This window comes from Cryobacterium sp. Sr3 (genome assembly GCF_004402835.1).
GTDB lineage: Bacteria > Actinomycetota > Actinomycetes > Actinomycetales > Microbacteriaceae > Cryobacterium > Cryobacterium sandaracinum.
In genome coordinates this window covers 149,905-167,953 of the sequence record NZ_SOFA01000036.1, presented here as the reverse complement: position 1 = coordinate 167,953, position 18,049 = coordinate 149,905, and the positions used below count along the sequence as shown (strand labels likewise).

19 protein-coding genes and 1 pseudogene are annotated in these 18,049 nt (G+C 67.8%); 9 read left to right on the top strand and 11 right to left on the bottom strand.

The window, feature by feature from the left end:
* Positions 1 to 3: 3 nt before the first annotated feature.
* Genes E3N94_RS11220 through E3N94_RS11210 form a run of 3 tightly spaced genes read right to left on the bottom strand, consistent with a single transcriptional unit; the run spans position 4 to position 1,381 of the window.
* The gene (locus E3N94_RS11220; protein ID WP_134414981.1) at positions 4 to 843 is read right to left on the bottom strand and encodes an SURF1 family protein; all 840 of its coding nucleotides are present in this window, start codon (positions 841 to 843) and stop codon (positions 4 to 6) included.
* Positions 840 to 1,088, bottom strand: a complete 249-nt coding sequence (locus tag E3N94_RS11215; RefSeq protein ID WP_104102184.1) for a hypothetical protein — start codon at positions 1,086 to 1,088, stop codon at positions 840 to 842. The genes E3N94_RS11220 and E3N94_RS11215 overlap by 4 nt, the downstream gene beginning before the upstream one ends.
* Entirely contained in the window at positions 1,085 to 1,381 is a 297-nt protein-coding gene (locus E3N94_RS11210) for a DUF3099 domain-containing protein (RefSeq protein WP_104102234.1), read from the bottom strand. Before E3N94_RS11210 ends, E3N94_RS11215 begins: the two co-directional genes overlap by 4 nt.
* A gap of 138 nt (positions 1,382 to 1,519) precedes the next feature.
* On the opposite strand from E3N94_RS11210, the gene fabG reads away from it, so the two are divergent.
* The gene (gene fabG / locus E3N94_RS11205) at positions 1,520 to 2,230 is read left to right on the top strand and encodes a 3-oxoacyl-ACP reductase FabG (protein WP_104102181.1); all 711 of its coding nucleotides are present in this window, start codon (positions 1,520 to 1,522) and stop codon (positions 2,228 to 2,230) included.
* Here fabG and serB read toward each other — a convergent pair.
* Positions 2,227 to 2,874, bottom strand: a complete 648-nt coding sequence (gene serB, locus E3N94_RS11200; RefSeq protein WP_134342863.1) for a phosphoserine phosphatase SerB — start codon at positions 2,872 to 2,874, stop codon at positions 2,227 to 2,229. The genes fabG and serB overlap by 4 nt on opposite strands.
* Entirely contained in the window at positions 2,871 to 4,115 is a 1,245-nt protein-coding gene (glgC, locus tag E3N94_RS11195; protein WP_104102176.1) for a glucose-1-phosphate adenylyltransferase, read from the bottom strand. The genes serB and glgC overlap by 4 nt, the downstream gene beginning before the upstream one ends.
* Before the next feature lie 80 nt (positions 4,116 to 4,195).
* Here glgC and glgA point away from each other — a divergent pair, with 80 nt between their 5' ends.
* The 3 genes from glgA (at position 4,196) to E3N94_RS11180 (ending at position 6,657) form a co-directional block, all read left to right on the top strand.
* The gene (glgA, locus tag E3N94_RS11190) at positions 4,196 to 5,377 is read left to right on the top strand and encodes a glycogen synthase (RefSeq protein WP_134570244.1); all 1,182 of its coding nucleotides are present in this window, start codon (positions 4,196 to 4,198) and stop codon (positions 5,375 to 5,377) included.
* A gap of 96 nt (positions 5,378 to 5,473) precedes the next feature.
* The gene (locus E3N94_RS11185; RefSeq protein ID WP_104102172.1) at positions 5,474 to 6,256 is read left to right on the top strand and encodes an ABC transporter ATP-binding protein; all 783 of its coding nucleotides are present in this window, start codon (positions 5,474 to 5,476) and stop codon (positions 6,254 to 6,256) included.
* A 149-nt stretch (positions 6,257 to 6,405) separates the two neighbouring features.
* Complete coding sequence (locus E3N94_RS11180; protein WP_104102169.1) at positions 6,406 to 6,657, top strand: type B 50S ribosomal protein L31; 252 nt, start codon at positions 6,406 to 6,408, stop codon at positions 6,655 to 6,657.
* 114 nt (positions 6,658 to 6,771) lie between these two features.
* On the opposite strand, the gene E3N94_RS11175 is transcribed toward E3N94_RS11180, so the two are convergent.
* Both E3N94_RS11175 and E3N94_RS17600 read right to left on the bottom strand, forming a co-directional pair.
* A complete protein-coding gene (locus E3N94_RS11175; protein ID WP_104102165.1) occupies positions 6,772 to 7,458 on the bottom strand; it encodes a 3'-5' exonuclease in 687 nt (228 codons plus the stop codon).
* Between the two features lie 116 nt (positions 7,459 to 7,574).
* Positions 7,575 to 7,802, bottom strand: a pseudogene (locus tag E3N94_RS17600) (hypothetical protein); the annotation flags it as partial.
* 61 nt (positions 7,803 to 7,863) lie between these two features.
* Between E3N94_RS17600 and E3N94_RS11170 the strand changes: the two are divergent.
* Positions 7,864 to 8,763, top strand: coding sequence for an alpha/beta hydrolase (locus E3N94_RS11170; protein WP_134414983.1), 900 nt, complete (start codon positions 7,864 to 7,866; stop codon positions 8,761 to 8,763).
* Positions 8,760 to 9,896, top strand: a complete 1,137-nt coding sequence (locus E3N94_RS11165; protein ID WP_104102160.1) for a glycosyltransferase family 1 protein — start codon at positions 8,760 to 8,762, stop codon at positions 9,894 to 9,896. Before E3N94_RS11170 ends, E3N94_RS11165 begins: the two co-directional genes overlap by 4 nt.
* On the opposite strand, the gene E3N94_RS11160 is transcribed toward E3N94_RS11165, so the two are convergent.
* On the bottom strand, positions 9,884 to 10,483 hold the full coding sequence (locus E3N94_RS11160) for a histidine phosphatase family protein (RefSeq protein ID WP_134342867.1): 600 nt from the start codon (positions 10,481 to 10,483) through the stop codon (positions 9,884 to 9,886). The two genes, E3N94_RS11165 and E3N94_RS11160, sit on opposite strands and share 13 nt — an antisense overlap.
* 52 nt (positions 10,484 to 10,535) lie before the next feature.
* The gene (locus tag E3N94_RS11155) at positions 10,536 to 11,396 is read right to left on the bottom strand and encodes a Sir2 family NAD-dependent protein deacetylase (protein ID WP_104102155.1); all 861 of its coding nucleotides are present in this window, start codon (positions 11,394 to 11,396) and stop codon (positions 10,536 to 10,538) included.
* A gap of 101 nt (positions 11,397 to 11,497) precedes the next feature.
* Between E3N94_RS11155 and E3N94_RS11150 the strand changes: the two genes are divergently transcribed.
* On the top strand, positions 11,498 to 12,301 hold the full coding sequence (locus E3N94_RS11150; RefSeq protein WP_104102152.1) for an RNA methyltransferase: 804 nt from the start codon (positions 11,498 to 11,500) through the stop codon (positions 12,299 to 12,301).
* A 26-nt stretch (positions 12,302 to 12,327) separates the two neighbouring features.
* Entirely contained in the window at positions 12,328 to 13,560 is a 1,233-nt protein-coding gene (locus E3N94_RS11145; RefSeq protein ID WP_134570243.1) for a D-alanyl-D-alanine carboxypeptidase, read from the top strand.
* 374 nt (positions 13,561 to 13,934) lie between these two features.
* Here E3N94_RS11145 and E3N94_RS11140 read toward each other — a convergent pair whose 3' ends face one another.
* Positions 13,935 to 14,723, bottom strand: coding sequence for an SGNH/GDSL hydrolase family protein (locus tag E3N94_RS11140; RefSeq protein WP_104102147.1), 789 nt, complete (start codon positions 14,721 to 14,723; stop codon positions 13,935 to 13,937).
* Between the two features lie 56 nt (positions 14,724 to 14,779).
* Between E3N94_RS11140 and E3N94_RS11135 the strand changes: the two genes are divergently transcribed.
* Complete coding sequence (locus E3N94_RS11135) at positions 14,780 to 16,594, top strand: DEAD/DEAH box helicase (RefSeq protein ID WP_104102145.1); 1,815 nt, start codon at positions 14,780 to 14,782, stop codon at positions 16,592 to 16,594.
* Between the two features lie 89 nt (positions 16,595 to 16,683).
* Here the strand turns inward: E3N94_RS11135 and E3N94_RS11130 are convergent, their stop codons facing one another.
* A complete protein-coding gene (locus tag E3N94_RS11130; RefSeq protein ID WP_134414985.1) occupies positions 16,684 to 17,982 on the bottom strand; it encodes an aminotransferase class I/II-fold pyridoxal phosphate-dependent enzyme in 1,299 nt (432 codons plus the stop codon).
* Positions 17,983 to 18,049: the final 67 nt, after the last annotated feature.

The following is an 18,049-nucleotide window of genomic DNA, read 5'->3' as shown; positions in this document are numbered from 1 at the left end:
CGATCATCTGCCGTCGATGAGCTCGTCCTCGATCTCCGAGTCGCTGCGCGGTTTGGCAGCCTGACGGCGGGCACGCTCGGCGGCGCGAACGCGCTCGTCCGGGTCGTCGAAGTTCACGGCTCGGTACTCCTGCCGGATAGCCCAGCCCAGACCGACGAAGCCCATCAGGGCGAACACGAACCATTGGAATGCGTAGGACAGGTGAGGCCCCTCGTCTTTGACCGGGCGGGTGACCGCCACGGGACGTTCGTCCGGCGTTGGTTGCTCGGAAGCCATCAGCCCGTACGCGCCGGTGTACGTCGGAAGGTCCAGCCGGGTGGACACCTCGTCGAGGTTGATCGTCGCGATCTGGTCGCCCGTGGCCGATCTCCCGGCCAACGAAGGCTCACCGGCCTTGAGCCGGGCGGTGACGGTGACAACCCCCGAGGGGGCGGTTGGCACGGATGCCGGGGCGTCGGGGGTCTGCCCGGTCGGCAACCAGCCCCGGTTCACGATGAAGACCGAGCCGTCGGCGAGTAGCAGGGGAGTGAGAACCTCGAAACCCGGGTTGATATTGAGCGGGCGGTTACGCACGATCAGCTCGTCGTCCGTCAAATATGTGCCGGTCATGACAACGGGCAGCCACTTCTGAGACGCGGAGAACGCGTCCAGACCAGGCAGAGCCTCGGCCAAGGGAACCGGGTCCGCCGCATAGTTGGTCTCCACTTTGCTCATTTCGGAGAGTGCGTCGGAGCGGCGCGCGAGCTGCCAGAGACCGAGCCCGGAGCAGACGGCCGCAAAGAGGATGGTCAGCGCAAGGTATCCGGCCCAGCGCCGGGTGAACGCAAATTTCCAGCCGATCACGCCGGCCCGGCTTCCGGCTCTACAGCCTCAAGGGAGACCGGAAGAGGCGAGACGGCTAATGGGAAGTCTCGGCTGGCCAGGAAATCGCGGAGGTAATCGACGTGAAGGTCGCAGGCCAGCCAGGTCTTCACGCGGTCTTGAGCGTGAATACGGGGATTGCGCCAGTCCAACCGCCAGTCGGCGTTCTCACGACAGCCGGCGCGCGAGCAGTTCGTCGTTTCGAGATCGGCGCCGAGGCCGATCACGTTCCGCTCTCGTCATTGTCCGGTCCACGAGGCGGCGCCCGGAACACCTGTACGGCTCCCGGTCGGACGACCGTGGACGCCACGGCGCCGCCCTGAACGTTCGCAAAGACGACCGCGAAGTAGGGAAGGGCGATCGCGCCGATGGCGCAGACGAGCAGCCACCAGCCCTGGACGAAGAGCATCAGCACGATGCAGACCATCCGGATGCCCATGGCGATCGAGTATTTGATCATCCGGGCACGACGCAGCTCCTCGGGTGATGGGGGGAGCGAGGTGATCGACTGCTGCTTCATGGATGCCATCGATTCGGTCAGTCGGGGGAGTTTTCCCTGTAAATTCTACGTCTCGTCGGTCTTAAACGTAGACGCCCTAAACTGGAAAATACGTGCGTACGGCTGTTCGTTCGCTGAGAAAAAGAGATTGGACCCAGCATGACGACTGGCAGAACTGTCCTTGTCACCGGTGGAAACCGCGGCATCGGATTCTCTATCGCGGAGGAGTTCATCAGGCAGGGACACCGCGTCGCGGTCACCGCCCGTTCCGGGGACGGCCCCAGCGGCAGCCTGACGGTGCGCGCGGATGTGACGGACGCCGCATCCATCGACGCCGCGTTCACCGAGATCGAGGCGGCGCTCGGCCCCGTTGAGGTGGTTGTCGCCAACGCGGGCATCACCAGGGACATGCTGCTGATGCGCATGAGCGAAGACGACTTTACCTCGGTCATCGACACCAACCTCAGCGGCGCCTTCCGAGTCGTGAAGCGTGCGTCCAAGGGGATGCTCAAGGCCCGGTTCGGCCGCATCGTGCTGATTTCCAGCGTGGTCGGCCTGTACGGCTCCGCGGGACAGGTCAACTACTCCGCCTCGAAGAGCGGTCTGATCGGCCTCGCCCGTTCGGTGACCCGTGAGCTGGGCGGGAGGGGCATCACGGCCAACGTCGTCGCACCGGGTTTCATCGAAACCGATATGACCGCAAAACTCTCCGAGTCGCAGCAGGCCGACTACAAGCGCAGCATCCCGGCGGGACGATTCGCAACTCCGGTCGAGGTGGCTCGGGTTGTCACCTGGCTTGCCGGGGACGACGCCGGGTACATCTCCGGCGCGGTCATCCCCGTCGACGGCGGACTGGGGATGGGGCACTAACCGCGCAGACCGAGTATCGGCAGGACCTGGCTCAGGTCGCGGGTATCCAGGGCCAGGTCCGCCTGCGCCCTCACGATCGGTTGCGCGTTGAAAGCGATGCCCAGACCGGCTGCCCGCATCATCGTGAGGTCGTTTGCTCCGTCGCCGACGGCGACGGTCTGGGGCAGGGCTACGCCCTCGAGGGCGGCCCACTCCCGCAGGGCCGCGGCCTTGGCGGCGGCGTCGATGACGGGTCCGACCAGGCCGCCGGTGAGGCGACCGTCGGCCACCTCCAGCCGGTTCGCCCGCCAGTGATCGAGGCCGAAGGCGGCAGCGAGCGGGTCGAGCACCTCGTGGAATCCGCCCGATACCACCCCGATTCTGCTGCCTCGGGCGTGCAGGCCGTCGATGAGTGCCTGCACCCCGGGAGTCGGGCGGACGAGCCGCCCGACCTCCGCGAAAACATCCGTGGACAGTCCGGCCAGAGTCTTGACCCGGAGCCGTAGACTCTGCGCGAAATCGATCTCGCCGCGCATGGCCTGCTCGGTCACCTCGGCGACGAGGGCCAGCGAGCCGGCCGCATCCGCGAGCAGCTCAATGACCTCGTCTTCGATCAGGGTGGAATCGGCGTCCAGGACGACGAGGAAACGAACGAACTCGGTCACGGGTGGACGTGGACTCCCTTGCCGACGACGGTGATGCCGGACTCGGTGACGCTGAAGCCCCGTGCGCGGTCCCGCTCACGATCAATGCCGACTTCCGCTCCGGCGGCGACCACCACGTCCTTGTCCAGAATCGCCCGACGCACGGTCGCACCCGGTTTGATCTGCACCCGGTCGAAAACGATCGAGTCCACCACCTGGGCGCCGGAATCGATGGCGGCCCAGGGGCCGAGAACGCTGCGTTCGATGTGCGCTCCCGAAATGACGCAGCCGAGGGAAACGATCGAGTCGATCATGGTGCCGAGGAAGCCGCGTCCGTCCCGGACGAACTTCGCCGGCGGAGAGTTGAGCTGCTGGCTGAAGATGGGCCACTTCTGGTTGTAGAGGTTGAAAACGGGCAGTGCGCTGATCAGGTCCTGGTGTGCCTCGAAGAAGGAGTCGATGGTACCCACGTCGCGCCAGTAGTCGCAGTCGCGGTCGGTGGATCCGGGGACGTCATTGAGCTTGAGGTCGTAGACGCCGGCCTCACCGCGGGACACGAAGTCGGGAATGATGTCGCCACCCATGTCGTGGCTCGAGTCGGCGCGTTCGCCGTCGCGCAGGACGGCCTCGATCAGCGCCTCCGTGTTGAAAACGTAGTTGCCCATGGACGCGAAGACCTCGTGCGGGGCATCGGCGAGGCCGACGGCATCCTTCGGCTTCTCGCGGAAATCACGGATGCGGTCCGGCGTCGCCGCGTCGACCTCGATGACGCCGAACTGGTCGGCCAGACCGATCGGCTGACGGATGGCCGCGACGGTTGCGGCGGCTCCGGAGGCGATGTGAGCCTCGATCATCTGGCTGAAGTCCATCCGGTAGACGTGGTCGGCTCCGACGACGACGACGATGTCGGGCTTCTCGTCATGGATCAGGTTGAGGCTCTGCAGGATCGCGTCCGCGGATCCGCTGAACCAGCGCTTGCCGAGGCGCTGCTGCGCCGGCACCGATGCGATATAAGAGTTGAACAGGCCACCAGAAACGTGCCAGGTCTGGGAGACGTGACGGTCAAGGCTGTGGGACTTGTACTGGGTGAGAACCACGATCTGGGTGAGGCCCGAATTGATCAAATTCGACAGCGCGAAGTCGATCAGCCGGTAATGACCCCCGAAAGGAACGGCCGGTTTCGCACGGTCCTCCGTCAACGGCATGAGCCGTTTTCCTTCTCCGCCGGCGAGCACGATTCCAAAGATCTTCTTTGACTGCATGTCTTTACAGTAGGGCCATTCGTCACGTCGATCCAGCACGAGTGGGTGTGCCTCCGGCCAGCCTGCGCTAGCTTTGCCTCATGCGAGTGGATCTGTTGACCAAGGAATACCCCCCGGAGATTTATGGCGGAGCAGGCGTGCATGTGGCGGAGCTTGTGAAGGCCCTTCGCACCGACATCGACGTCTCCGTGCGATGTTTCGGCGCGCTCCGCGACGCCGTCGACACCCACGCGTATGAGGTGCCGGCGGAACTGGCCGGCGCGAATGCGACGCTGGCCACGCTCGGCGTCGACCTCCAGATGGCGCAGGACGTGCAGGGCGCCGACATCGTGCACTCCCACACCTGGTACGCCAACGGCGCCGGTCACCTCGCGAAGCTCCTGCAGGGGATCCCGCACGTTGTGACCGCGCACAGCCTCGAGCCGCTCCGCCCGTGGAAGGCCGAGCAGCTCGGCGGAGGCTACCGGGTCTCCAGCTGGATCGAACGCACCGCCTTCGAAGCCGCGGATGCCGTCATCGCCGTCAGCGGTGGGATGCGCCGCGACATCCTGCGCAGCTATCCAGCACTTGACGCTGCTCGGGTGCACGTCGTCTACAACGGCATCGACCTCGAACGGTGGAAGCCCACGGACGACCGGGACACCGTGCGGGCACTGGGCATCGACCCGGACCGACCGGCCGTGGTCTTCGTGGGCCGCATCACCCGGCAGAAGGGGCTTCCCTACCTGCTCCGCGCGGCAGCCCCGCTGCCACCGGAGGTGCAGCTGGTGCTCTGCGCCGGCGCCCCCGACACCCCGGGCATCCTGGCCGAGGTCACGGCCGGGGTCGAGGCCCTCCAGCGCGAACGCTCCGGCGTGGTCTGGATCGATCGCCTCCTGTCGCAGCACGACCTGGCCGCCGTGCTCACTGCCGGCACCGTCTTCGTTTGTCCGTCGGTCTACGAACCGCTCGGCATCGTCAATCTGGAGGCTATGGCCTGCGGGCTGCCGGTCGTCGGGACGGCCACCGGGGGCATCCCCGAGGTGGTCGCCGACGGCGTGACCGGCCGGCTCGTGCCCATCGATCAGGCCACCGACGGAACCGGAACTCCCATCGATGCCGACCTTTTCGTCTCAGACCTGTCGCGCACCCTGATCGAGGTCCTCGCCGACCCGGCCAACGCCGCCGCGATGGGCCGAGCCGGCCGGGTCAGGGCCGAGCAGATGTTCAGCTGGACCCAAATCGCCACCCGCACCCGGGAGATCTACGCCTCACTACTCTGAGTCGGGCTCCGACTAACCGCCCAAACGGGTGCTGCAGGAATGCCCGGCACCCGTCTCGCGTGTCTGGGCATCGGCGGCGGCAGATAACATGGCTTTATGGTCAACGTTCTCCACTTCACCGACGTCTCCGTCGTCCGGGATGGCACACCCATCCTCGACTCAGTGAACTGGAGTGTTGATGACGACCAGCGCTGGGTGATCCTGGGCCCGAACGGCGCCGGCAAGACCACGCTGCTGCAGATCGCCGCCGCCCTCATCCACCCGTCGAGCGGAAGTGCCGTGGTTCTTGACGAACCGATCGGACGCACCGACCTCTTCGAGCTGCGGCCGCGGATCGGGTTCGCCTCGACGGCGATGGCCCGCCGGGTCCCCGCGAACGAGAAGGTCCTCGATGTGGTGATGACGGCCGCGTACTCCGTCACCGGGCGCTGGACCGAAGAGTACGAAGCCATCGATGAGCGCCGCGCCCAGCGGGTGCTGGGCGAGTGGAAGCTCGATACTCTGTCCGACCGTAAGTTCGGCACGCTGAGCGACGGCGAGCAGAAGCGGGTGCAGATCGCGCGGTCCATCATGACCGACCCCGAGGTTCTGCTTCTGGATGAGCCGGCCGCCAGCCTCGACCTCGGCGCGCGCGAGGAACTGCTGCAGCTCCTCGGCGGCTACGCGAGCGAGTCGGGGTCGCCGGCGATCATCATGGTCACCCACCACGTCGAGGAAATCCCCCTCGGCTTCACGCACGTCCTGCTCCTGTCCAACGGCCGCATCGTCAGCGCCGGGCCCATCGCCGACGCGCTGACCGCTGAGTCACTGACCGAGGCGTTCGGTCTGTCCATCGAGTTGCACGAGACCGACGGACGTTTCAGCGCCCGCGCGATCTGACTGCCACCGGATGGCGGTCACAGCCAGTGGATTCTGCTAAACTCGACAGTCGGTCCTCGGGCCGCACGGTTTTTTCTGCCGCACCTGGCGAGTCTGTACTCGCTAATCGAAGCGCAACTCACCAATCGAACAGCAATAAGGAAGTCTTCATGAAGTCTGACATTCACCCCACGTACGCTCCCGTGGTTTTCCGCGACCTCGCGTCGGGTGCGACGTTCCTTACCCGTTCGACGGTCTCCAGCTCCAAGACCATCGAGTGGACCGACGGAACCACGTACCCGGTCATCGACGTTGAGATCTCGTCGGAGTCGCACCCGTTCTACACCGGCAAGCAGCGGATCATGGACTCCGCCGGCCGCGTCGAGAAGTTCAACTCGCGTTACAAGGGCTTCGGCAAGTAGAACCGCGCCATACCGCGGCATCCTGCACATCGAAAGGGCGACCAGCTTCGGCTGGCCGCCCTTTCGATGTTGCTGCTCTGGGTCTGGTGTCGCTGTCGCTCGGGTGCTGCCGGGTCAGCGTTCGGGCCAGCCGCCCGCCGCGACGAACGCGGGGTCGCGTTCGCGGCGCATGTAGGCCTGGAAGCTTTCCGCCTGCTGCACGGACCACTGTGCCTGGAGCAGGTGCAGCTCGCCGACTGTGACCGGCAGGGTCTTCAGATGCGCCCGGGCGATGGCCTGGGCTACTCGGCCGGCCGCGATCGCATCCGCCCCGGAGTCGTGCGCGTCATCGAGGGGCACACCGTAGAACGCACTGGTCACTGCAAGGGTGCGCTTGCCCTTGCGGTACCGGTCGAGGGCCTTGTCGATGACGAGCGGGTCGACCACCGGCGACGGTGAGACCAGCGGGGCAACCCCGTAGCGAATCGACTCGCGGTTGAGCAGGGTGAGGTCGTAGGGCGCGTTGTACGCCACCAGAGGAAGACCCCGGGCGAGGTGCTCCCGGATCGTCGCGACGATCTCGGCCACCCCGTCGGCGGCGACCCGGCCGTTCGCGGCGGCATGCTCGGTCGTGATGCCGTGCACGGTGGTGGCCTGGGCCGGGATCTCGATTCCGGGATCCAGGAGCCAGTCCACGCGTTCGAGCACCTCCCCGGTCACATCGATGATCGCGACGGTGGCCGACACAATGCGGCTCGTCTCCACGTCGATGCCGGTCGTCTCAAGGTCGAAAACGGCGAGGGTGTCACTCCAGTTGCTCATGGGGAAAGCCTAGGGCCGACCACCGTCATCCCCGGGCGCCTCGGGCGTCGGCCCGCTGGCAGGCCGGCCAGCACCGAGTCTTCGATCCGAAAGGCGATCGGGTTGTGGGAAAAGCAGTTGAGGTCCGGCTGGTTCAAGAAGAAGCGGTGGTCGTGGAACCGGCGCCGCACGGAGTCGAGGGCCCAGTTCGAGTTCTCCGTGTCTCTGTGGAGATGCGTCCGGCGTAGTCACCGGTCCCGTCGCCGTTGCGGTCTCCGAAGGAGCGCACCATCAGCTCGGAGGACACGGCGCGGCGGTACCAGCGCGGGTCCCGGGTGACGCTTGATCGGGGCGGTGAAGCTCATTGCGTTCCCTCCCGCCCGAGGGCGTCCGGCGACAGCCGTCGGCCGCCCTAAACTTGGGATGATGAATGTTCCTTCGCCCTACGATTCGCAGCTCGTCCGGATCCCTGTCAGGGTCCGGGACGTCCCGGTGCTGGGCAGCGAAACGCGGTATTGGGAGTACGGCGATCCAACCGCGCACACCACCATCGTGATGGTGCACGGCTTCCGCGGCGACCACCACGGCTTGGAGCCCGTGGTCGCCCAGCTTCCTGGATTCCGCATGATCTCACCGGACCTTCCCGGTTTCGGCGAGTCCGGCGTGCTCCAGGGGTGCCGACACGACATCGCGGGCTACGGCCGGTGGCTGGCCGAGTTCGTGGCAGCTCTGGGTCTGACCGGGCGCAGGGTGGTGCTCGGGCACTCGTTCGGGTCGATCATCGTCGCGGCATCCGTCGCAGGGGGACTGCACGCCGACGACGTGGTTCTGGTGAACCCCATCGCCGCACCTGCCCTGGCCGGGCCGCGCGGCATCCTCACCCGCTTGGCGGTGTTCTACTACCGGGTGGCCGCGCGTCTGCCCGAACGGCTCGGCTTTGCCCTGCTGCGCAACCGCGTCATCGTCCGCGTGATGAGCGTGACCATGGCGAAGACGGGGGACCCCGAGCTGCGCCGTTGGATCCACAACCAGCACGACCGCTACTTCTCCGCCTTCGCGGATCGCCGGGTTGTGCTGGAAGCCTTCACCGCATCGGTCGGCTCCGACGTCAGCGAGTTCGCCGGTCGCATCCCGCAGCGCACGCTGCTGATCGCGGCGGAGAAAGACGACATCACGCCGGTCGCAGCGCAATACCGGCTGCAGAAGCTGTTTCCCGATGCCACCCTGCAGGTGATCCCCGACGTCGGCCACCTGATCCACTACGAGGTGCCGGCGCAGGCGGCGGACGCCCTGCGCCGCTTCCTCGGCGCAAGGGAGACGAAGTGAGAATCGTCTTCGATTGCCGTTACACCCGATTCGACCGGCACGACGGCATCAGCCGGTACACGGCCGGGCTGGTCACGGAATTGGGCAAGCTCCACCCGGTCACCATGCTGATCAATGACCACCGGCAGCTCGACCTGCTTCCGGATCTGCCCTGGCAGCTCGTGAGTGCCCCGACCAGCATCCGGGAGCCGTTCATCGCCCTCCAGATCAACCAGCTGAAGCCCGACGTCGTGTTCTCTCCGATGCAGACGATGGGATCCTGGGGCCGGAAGTACCGGCTGCTCCTCACCGTGCACGACCTGATCTACTACCGCAATCGCACCCCGCCGCGGGACCTGCCCGGTTTGCTGCGCCTGATTTGGCGGCTGTATCACCTATCGTGGTGGCCGCAGCGGATGCTCCTGAACCGGGCCGACGGCGTCGTCACCGTCTCCGAGACTACCCGGGACCTGATCCGGGACAACCGTCTGACGCGGCGGCCGGTCACGGTCATCCACAACGCCGCCGACACGCGGTCGACGCCGCCCGCCGGACGTGCCGCTGCGGAAACGGGTCGCCTGGTCTACATGGGCTCGTTCATGCCGTACAAGAACGTGGACACTCTGGTGCGCGCAGCCGCGGAACTACCGGGCCATGAGCTCCACCTGATGAGCCAGGTGAGCGACCAGGAACGGGAACGCCTGACCGCCCTGGCGCCGCAGGCGACGCTGGTGTTCCACAACGGCGTCACCGACGAGGAGTACCTGCGGGTGCTGGGCTCCGCGACCGCGCTGGTCACGGCGTCTCTGGACGAGGGCTTCGGCATCCCGCTCGTCGAGGCGATGAGCCTCGGCATCCCCGTCGTGGTGAGCGACATCCCGATCTTTCGCGAGATCGGCGGCGACGCTGCGCTCTACTTCGACCCGGCCAGCACCGACGCGCTCGCCCTGGCCGTGCGGCGGCTGGGCGCGGGGGAGTGGGCGGCCCGCTCCACAGCCTCCGTCATCGAGGCGGAACGCTTCACCTGGCGCGATTCGGCCCGGCGGCTCCTGGAACTGCTCACCGGCACCGATACCGCGGATGACTCCGGTACGCGGACCGAGACGGCTACGGGCCCCGGCATCGACGCGGAGCAGCCGGTTCAGCCTGTGTAGTGCGTGTTCTCGGCTCGGCCGCGCAGGGTGGCGTCGAAATGCGTCAGCCCCAGCCGACCGTCCCGCCAGACGAAGTCGTGCACCGAGCCGTTGGCGATGATCTCGTTCTGGCGCGGCCGTTCCCCGGCCGTGCTATGGCGCAGCAGGGTTCCGATCACCCCGCCGTGACAGACGACCAGCACAGACTGTCCGGGGCGCGCGGCGGCCAGCAGCCCGAAGGCCGGCAGCACCCGGTCGAGCACCTCCTGGCGCGTCTCGAGGCCGGGAACGGGCACGTCGTCGGGAAAGCGACGCTGTCGTTCGGCGAACGTGAGTCCCTCGATCTGGCCGTGATGGCGCTCGGTGAGCTCCGGGATGACCTCCGGGCTCGGCAAGCCGAGCTCGCCGGCGATGATCCGGGCCGTCTCGTGGGCACGGTCCAGAGGGCTCGTCACGATGGTGTCCCAGCGCCGGGATCTCAACCTCAGGCCTGCCTCGGCGGCCTGCGCCCGGCCGGTCGAGTTGAGGGGGATGTCTGTGCTGCCCTGGATCCGCGTGTGCAGGTTCCACTCGGTCTGTCCGTGCCGCACGATCGAAAGTCTGGTCATCCTGCCGTTTCCGTTGTCGCGGGGGTGGGGGTGGTGGTGGACCGGGCCTGTTTCACGCCGGTGCGCCGGCGAGGCGGTCGGCCAGCCCCGCCAGCGACTCCGACGTGCCTGCCTCCAGCTTGAGCAGTGCCCGGCCGTCGCCCTTGGTCTCGCCGCGGTTGATCACGACGATCGGCAGCTTGCGGCGCCGGGCCTGTTCCAGCAGACGGATGCCCGAGTTCACAAACAGGGACGAGCCGGCGATGACCAGGGCCTCCGCACCGGTGACGAGCGCCGTTGCCTCGGTGAACTTCACCGTCGGCACCAGCTCGCCGAAGAAGACGACGTTGGGCTTGAGCATACCGCCGCAGACCGTGCAGTCGGGAATGGTGAAACCGTCGATGTCGGACACCTCCGCATCGCCGTCGGGGGCTGTGCGCACGTCGCCCGGTGTCATCAGTGTCGGGTTGGCCGCTTCGAGGCGCGCGGCCACACTGTCGCGGCCGAATGCCTGACCGCAGTCCAGGCAGACGACGAGGTCCAACGACCCGTGCAGGTCCACGACGTGCCGCGACCCGGCGCGGGTGTGCAGGCCGTCCACGTTCTGCGTGATGACCCCGCTGATCAGTCCGCTCTGCTCCAGCCGGGCGAGGGACCGGTGCCCGAGGTTGGGCTCCGCAGAGCGGAACCGGTGCCAGCCGAGGTGGCTGCCGGCCCAATAACGCTTGCGCGCCCGCTCGTCGCCGACGAAGGTCTGAAAGTTCATCGGGGTGCGCACGGGGGCACCCTTCCCACGGTAATCGGGAATGCCGGAATCGGTGCTCAGACCGGCTCCGGTCAGCACCGCGATGTGGCGACCGCGGAGCACCTCGGCCACGGCATCCAGAGCGGCGGCAGCGGCGCCGATGGCGACCGGAAGCGTTTCGGTGGTCATGGAGCTCCATCCTGTGTACACCGAGTCTAAACTCGCCGGTTTTCGACTGGGGGAGGGAACTGGCAGGCTGGACGGATCATCCCCGTGAAAGGCGTCCCGCTGTGCAGATCGTCCCCATCGAAAACCTTGACCTGCCCGGTCTCGCCGACTACTCGCGCTTGACAGATGTCGCGCTCCGCCGTGTCTCCGAACCGGCCGGCGGGCTGTACATCGCCGAGTCCAGCAAAGTCATCACCCGAGCCCTCGCGGCCGGCCACCGCCCGCGGTCCGTGCTACTGCAGCAGCAGTGGCTGCCCGACGTGCTGCCGCTGCTCGCGGACTGGCCGGACGTGCCCGTGTACGTCGGCGCGGCATCCGTTCTCGAACGGCTCACCGGCTACAACCTGCACCGCGGTGCGCTGGCGGCGATGCACCGCCCGGATCTGGCGCCGGTGCACGAGGTGATCCGGGACGCGCGGCGCATTGTGATCCTCGAGGACATCGTGGACCATACCAACGTGGGCGCCATTTTCCGCTCGGTCGCCGGTCTCGGCGCGGACGCCGTCCTGATCACGCCGCGCTGCGCAGACCCGCTCTACCGGCGCAGTGTGCGGGTGAGCATGGGCACGGTGCTTCAGGTGCCGTGGACCCGACTGCCGGAATGGAGCGAGGCCGCCCCGATGCTGCACGGGGCCGGTTTTCACCTCGCGGCCCTGGCACTGTCCGACGACGCTGTCAGCCTCCCGCAGTTCGCCGGGAACGCGCCGGAACGGCTGGCCCTGATTCTCGGCGCCGAGGGCGATGGGCTCAGCACCCAGGCTCTCTCGGCCGCCGACACCGTCGTGACGATCCCCATGCTCCACGGCGTCGACTCGCTCAATGTGGCCTCGGCCAGCGCCGTCGCGCTGTACGCTCTGCGCGTCTGAACGCGGGCGCTTGGTAGAGTCGTCGGATGCCACTGACCCGACGCCAAACGTTCCTTCGCCGTCGGGTTGCCTTCGCGGCGGCACTGGTTCTCACCCTGGGCGGGGTCGGCTACCTGGCCGGCACGGGGCTGGCCCAGGTGCCGGCCGCGGCCGTCGAACTGATCGAACCGGCCGCGCTCACCCAGCCGGCCGCCGAGCTGATCTGGCCGGATGCCGGTGCGGGCGCCATCGGTGCGGTCGGCTACCCGGGGCTGCTCGGTTCCACCGGCGACCAGGAATCGATGCCGATCGCGAGCATCACGAAGATGGTCACCGCACTCGTGCTGCTCGAGGAGAAACCCCTGAGCCTGAACGAGCCCGGCCCGGACATCCGGTTCACCGACGACGACGTCGACATCTACTACGACGTGCTGGCCGAGGACGGCTCGGTCGCGCCCGTGTCCGCCGGCATGGTGCTCAGCCAGCGTGAGGCCTTCGAGGCCATGCTCCTGCCCTCCGCGAACAACTACAGCATTTCACTGGCGATCTGGGCATTCGGTTCCGTGGATGCCTACCTGGCGGAGGCCGAAACCTGGCTGGCCGCGAACGGTCTGACCGACACCGCGGTGGCCGACACCAGTGGGCTGTCGCCGGCCAGCGTGAGCAGTCCGGGCGACCTGGTCAAGATTGGCAAGCTTGTTTTGGCCGACTCCGTCCTGGCCGAGATCGTGTCCATGGAGACGTCCGACCTGCCGACCGTCGGCACGGTAACCAACACCAACAAGCTCCTCGGCTCCAACGGTGTCACCGGGATGAAGACCGGAACCACGGACGAGGCAGGCGCCTGCCTCCTGTATTCGGCCGACTTCACGGTCGGCGGCGAGACCATCACCCTGGTCGGCGTCATGCTCGGCGGCGACACTCATCCCGAGCTGAATGCGTCGATCGTGGACCTGCTCGACAGCCTCGAACCCGGTTTCCGCGCGGTAAGCCTGGCCGACAAGGGTGCCGCCTACGCGACTTACGCCACCCAGTGGGGGCAGAAGAGTCGGGCGGTCGCCGCGGAGGCGGCCTTCGCCGTGGTCTGGTCGGACACGCCCATCACGGCCGTCCCTGCGGCGCGCCCGGTCACCCTCGGGGAGGTCGGCGACTCGGCCGGTGCGATCGACTTCCAGGTGGGGGAGACCACGGTGAGCGTGCCGCTGGTGCTCGAGCGCGAGCTGACCGACCCGGGTGCCGCCTGGCGCTTCACCCACCCGGCCGAGCTGGCCGCGGGCTAGTCGCACGTGAGGCCGGGCCGAGCCCGCGGGTGTGGCCAACTCAGGACATCCGTCGCCCGCACTCACCGGCCACTGCGGACCAGTGCCGAACCGGTGACGATGCCCGCCCCAGCCGGTCGGATCTCCTGAGTTAGCCACATTCCGGCCGGATCCGAAGCAGCGCCTGTCGGGTTCGGGCCCACCTCTCGCGCTCCGCCCCGTAGCCCCGTTGCCCGAACGAATTCGACGGAGTTTTTTCTCAAACTCGGCCGTAATCAATCGGAAACCCGGATTTTCCCCAGAATCTCCGTCGAATTGGTTCGACACCGGACGCTGGTGACCGGACACCGTCGGCCGGACGCCGGGCGGCGCGGGCTCGCCGCCGCTGAGCCGGTCTAGTGCCTGGGCTGGCTGAACGGCCGGGCATCTGGGCGCTTGGGCAGCACGTGGTCGCCGGAGGACTGGTGCCGGATACGGCGCAGAACCCACGGCAACAGGTACTCCCGCGCCCACTGCATGTCCTCCGTGCGGGCCTCCCGGAAGGTGCGCCCTGGCATTGGCTCGGGCTTCCGGGGTTCGAGGGCATTGGGCACGTTGAGATCGGAAAGAACCATCCGGGCGACGGTATGGTGGCCGAGGGCGTTCAGGTGCAGCCGGTCCGCAGACCACATGCCGGCATCTTGAATCTCGGTCAGCGACCAGAGGTCGGCGACGACACAGTCATACTTCGTCGCGACCGCGCGCAGGTTCTCGTTATAGATCGCGATCTTGCCCCGAATACCACGGAAAACGGGGGAGAAGCCCACATCGGCGCCCGTGAACAGCACGATGGTGGCGTTATCGCGACTCAGCCGGAGCACCTGCTCCTCGACCCGGGCGGCGATGAGGTCGGGGTCGGATCCCGGCCGGAGTACGTCGTTGCCGCCCCCGGAGAAGGTGATCAGATCCGGATGCAGCGCAAGCGCCGTCTCCACCTGTTCCACGCTGATCTGGCGGATCAGCTTGCCCCGCACGGCGAGGTTCGCGTAGGCGAAGTCCGGTGTGCCCTGGCTGAGCACCTCGGCGACCCGGTCCGACCAGCCCCGGTTCCCACCCGGACTCGTCGGCTCGGGATCACCCACCCCCTCGGTGAAGGAGTCCCCGAGGGCGACATAGCGGGACCACGGATGCATCGGCGTCGTCATTGCTCCATTCTCCCCCCGCATCACGGCAGTCCGTTCACCGGGTAAGTTCGTATGACGTGAATACTCCACCCCCTTTCGGTCCTGCCCAGGGGACGAGTGCAGCCGAGCATCTCTCGCCTTCGTTCCCGGAGCGTGCCGCGTGGGGCACGGCCGGCAAATTGCGGGCCTGGCAGGCGGAAGCGCTGGAAGCGTATTTCGTGCACCAGCCGCGTGATTTCCTCGCCGCGGCGACGCCGGGCGCCGGCAAGACCACCTTCGCCCTGCGGCTCGCCGCCGAGCTGAAGGCCCGCCGACTGATCGACAGCATCACGGTGGTCGCGCCCACCGAGCACCTCAAGCGCCAGTGGGCGGATGCCGCGGCGCGGGCGGGCATCCGGCTCGACCCCAACTTCAAGAACGCCAACGGTCGCTACGGCAACCACTACCACGGCGTTGCCGTCACCTACGCCCAGGTGGCCAGCCGAGCGGCGCTGCACCGGCAGCTGACCCAGTCCAACCGCACCCTTGTAATCCTGGACGAGGTGCACCACGGCGGGGACGCGTTGAGCTGGGGTGACGCAATCCGGGAGGCGTTCGAGCCGGCCACCCGCCGCCTCTCGCTCACCGGCACCCCGTTCCGATCGGACACCTCGCCGATCCCGTTCGTGAGTTACCTGCCCGACGAGCACGGCATCCGTCTGTCCCAGAGTGACTACAACTACGGGTATGGCCGTGCCCTCGAAGATGGCGTCGTGCGCCCGGTCATGTTCATGGTCTACGCCGGGCATATGAAGTGGCGCACCCGCGCCGGCGACGAGATGGAAGCCAAACTCGGCGAGGGTAACACCAAGGACATCACCTCCCAGGCCTGGCGCACCGCCCTGGAACCCACCGGGCAGTGGATCCCCGCAGTGCTGCGCGCCGCCGATTTGCGCCTCACCCAGGTGCGCCACGGCATCCCGGATGCTGGTGGCCTCGTCATCGCCACCGACCAGACCATGGCGCGCGCGTACGCGGCCATCCTGCAGGAGATCTCGGGGGAGTCGGTGACCGTCGTACTCTCCGATGAGAAGGAGTCGAGCGACCGGATCGACGAGTTCGCGCACAACACCTCGCGCTGGATGGTGGCCGTGCGGATGGTGTCGGAGGGGGTCGACGTGCCGCGCCTAGCCGTGGGCGTCTACGCGACCAGCGCCTCCACACCGCTTTTCTTCGCGCAGGCCATCGGCCGGTTCGTGCGGGCCCGGCGCCGCGGTGAGACGGCGTCCATCTTCCTGCCCAATGTGCCCAGCCTGCTCAGCCTGGCCAACGCGCTCGAGCTGGAGCGCGACCACGCCCTCGACCGCAGCAACCGCGACGACGGCGACGACGGCATGTACAACCCCGAAGACGCCATGGTCGCCGACGCCAACAAGTCGGAGAAGGCCTCCGACGACCTCGGCGAGGAATTCACCTGGCAGGCCATCGATTCCCAGGCCACCTTCGACATGGTGATGTTCAACGGCGACGAGTTCGGCGAGCTGGCGGAACCGGGCACCGACGAGGAGTTCGACTTCATTGGCATCCCCGGTCTGCTCGAGCCTGAGCAGGTCTCCGAGCTGCTGCGTCAGCGCCAGCACCGGCAAGCCAAGCGCTCCACCGACCGACGCAAGGATCCCGTCACCGGCGAGGTCGCCCCGGTGGACCCGCCACCGCTCTATCGCACGCTCAAGGAGCAGCGCACGCTGCTGGCGAGTCTGGTGGGCATGTGGTCGAAGCTCGCCGGCGAACCCCACGGCATGGTGCACGCCGAACTCCGGCGCGAGTGCGGCGGGCCCGCCGTCGCACAGGCCAGCGTCACCCAGTTGCAAAAACGGATCGACCTGCTCCGCCGCCGCCTCGGCCGCAGCTGACCCGCGGCGGAACCGCATTTGAGCGTCGCGGGTGCCCGTTCCGGGCGGGAGTGACCCGCTGAACGGCTACTCTCGACCGAATCGGCCTCTCAGGCGACGGCGTCCTGGGGTTCGGCGGCCGCGGTGTTCGGCACCACGACCTTCGCCCCGTCGGGAGTGACGTCCATCACTACGTCCAAGGCGGCGAGGATGTCGGCGAGCAGGTCGTCGACGTGCTCGAGGCCGATCGAAAGGCGCACGATCCCGGCACCGGGCCGGGCGCCGGCCTCGACCGGGCGGTGGGTCAGGGAGGCCGGATGCTGCACGAGCGAGTCCACGCCGCCGAGGGAGACCGCGTGCGTGATCAGCGTGCAAGCCTCGGTGAAGCGCACGGCCGCATCGAAACCGCCCGCGAGGTCGAGGGCGATGATAGACCCGGCCCCGTTCGCCTGACGGCCCAAAAGCCCCAGCGGGTCCTGCCCGGGCAGCCCTGGGTACAGTACCCGGGCCAGTGCGGGGTGACCCGCGAGGCGCTCCGCGACGGCGCCGGCGGTTGCTTGTTGGGCGCGCACACGCACCGGCAGCGTGCGCAGCCCCCGGTGCAGCAGATACGCGGCGAACGGATGCAGCACACCGCCGGTCAGGGCCCGCACCTGGCGCAGGCGCACCATCCAGTGCTCGGGGCCGGAGACCGTGCCGCCCATCACGTCTCCGTGGCCGCCCAGGAATTTGGTCGCACTGTGCAGCACCAGCGTGGCGCCCGAATCGACCGGGCGCTGAAGCACCGGGGTGGCGAACGTGTTGTCGACCAGCACCGGCACGCTGCCGGCCGCCGCGACCACGGCACGGATGTCGGTCAGCGCCAGCGTCGGGTTCGCTGGGGACTCCAGAATGACCAGCCCGGTGTCCGGCCGGATTGCCTGGGCAACCCCGTCGGGATCGACCCACGACACAGTCGTACCGAGCAGCCCGGTGGCGAGCACATGGTCGGTACCGCCGTAGATCGGCCGGAGGGCCACCACGTGGGGCGTGCCGCCGGCCACGGATGCGATCAGCACGGCCGCCAGCGCGGCCATTCCGCTCGCGAAGGCGACGGTGCCCTCGCTGCCCTCCAGGGCCGACAGCGCCGTTTCGAACCGGGCGACTCCGGGCTGCCAGAGTCGCTGGTACACCGCGGAATCGCCCTCGCGGATCGTACCTCCGGTGGCGAGGTTCTCGTAGGAGTCCCCGCCGCACTCGACTCCCGCCAGCGGATTGGTCGTGGAGAGGTCGATCACGGGCACATGCGAACCGGCCGCTGTCAGCCCGGCCATCCCGCCGTGCACGGCAACCGTGTCTGGGTGCGGGGCCGATGGCCGCAGGGCAGGTCCGCGGGAAGGCAGGGGCGGCAGCGGAAGCGTTGGCGTCATGCACAGACACAAACAGATTCTGCCGCACGGCGCAATCATCCTTGCAGACCCTTGCGAATCAGCGAAA

What these genes read in the sequence shown, in the direction of transcription:
- E3N94_RS11210 (WP_104102234.1), bottom strand. Translation starts at nt 1,381, where the DNA reads ATGAAGCAGCAGTCGATCACCTCGCTCCCCCCATCACCCGAGGAGCTG.
- E3N94_RS11170 (WP_134414983.1), top strand. Translation starts at nt 7,864, where the DNA reads ATGAATGTTCCTTCGCCCTACGATTCGCAGCTCGTCCGGATCCCTGTC.
- fabG (WP_104102181.1), top strand. Translation starts at nt 1,520, where the DNA reads ATGACGACTGGCAGAACTGTCCTTGTCACCGGTGGAAACCGCGGCATC.
- glgA (WP_134570244.1), top strand. Translation starts at nt 4,196, where the DNA reads ATGCGAGTGGATCTGTTGACCAAGGAATACCCCCCGGAGATTTATGGC.
- E3N94_RS11185 (WP_104102172.1), top strand. Translation starts at nt 5,474, where the DNA reads ATGGTCAACGTTCTCCACTTCACCGACGTCTCCGTCGTCCGGGATGGC.
- E3N94_RS11180 (WP_104102169.1), top strand. Translation starts at nt 6,406, where the DNA reads ATGAAGTCTGACATTCACCCCACGTACGCTCCCGTGGTTTTCCGCGAC.
- E3N94_RS11155 (WP_104102155.1), bottom strand. Translation starts at nt 11,396, where the DNA reads ATGACCACCGAAACGCTTCCGGTCGCCATCGGCGCCGCTGCCGCCGCT.
- glgC (WP_104102176.1), bottom strand. Translation starts at nt 4,115, where the DNA reads ATGCAGTCAAAGAAGATCTTTGGAATCGTGCTCGCCGGCGGAGAAGGA.
- E3N94_RS11130 (WP_134414985.1), bottom strand. Translation starts at nt 17,982, where the DNA reads ATGACGCCAACGCTTCCGCTGCCGCCCCTGCCTTCCCGCGGACCTGCC.
- E3N94_RS11175 (WP_104102165.1), bottom strand. Translation starts at nt 7,458, where the DNA reads ATGAGCAACTGGAGTGACACCCTCGCCGTTTTCGACCTTGAGACGACC.
- E3N94_RS11145 (WP_134570243.1), top strand. Translation starts at nt 12,328, where the DNA reads ATGCCACTGACCCGACGCCAAACGTTCCTTCGCCGTCGGGTTGCCTTC.
- E3N94_RS11160 (WP_134342867.1), bottom strand. Translation starts at nt 10,483, where the DNA reads ATGACCAGACTTTCGATCGTGCGGCACGGACAGACCGAGTGGAACCTG.
- E3N94_RS11140 (WP_104102147.1), bottom strand. Translation starts at nt 14,723, where the DNA reads ATGACGACGCCGATGCATCCGTGGTCCCGCTATGTCGCCCTCGGGGAC.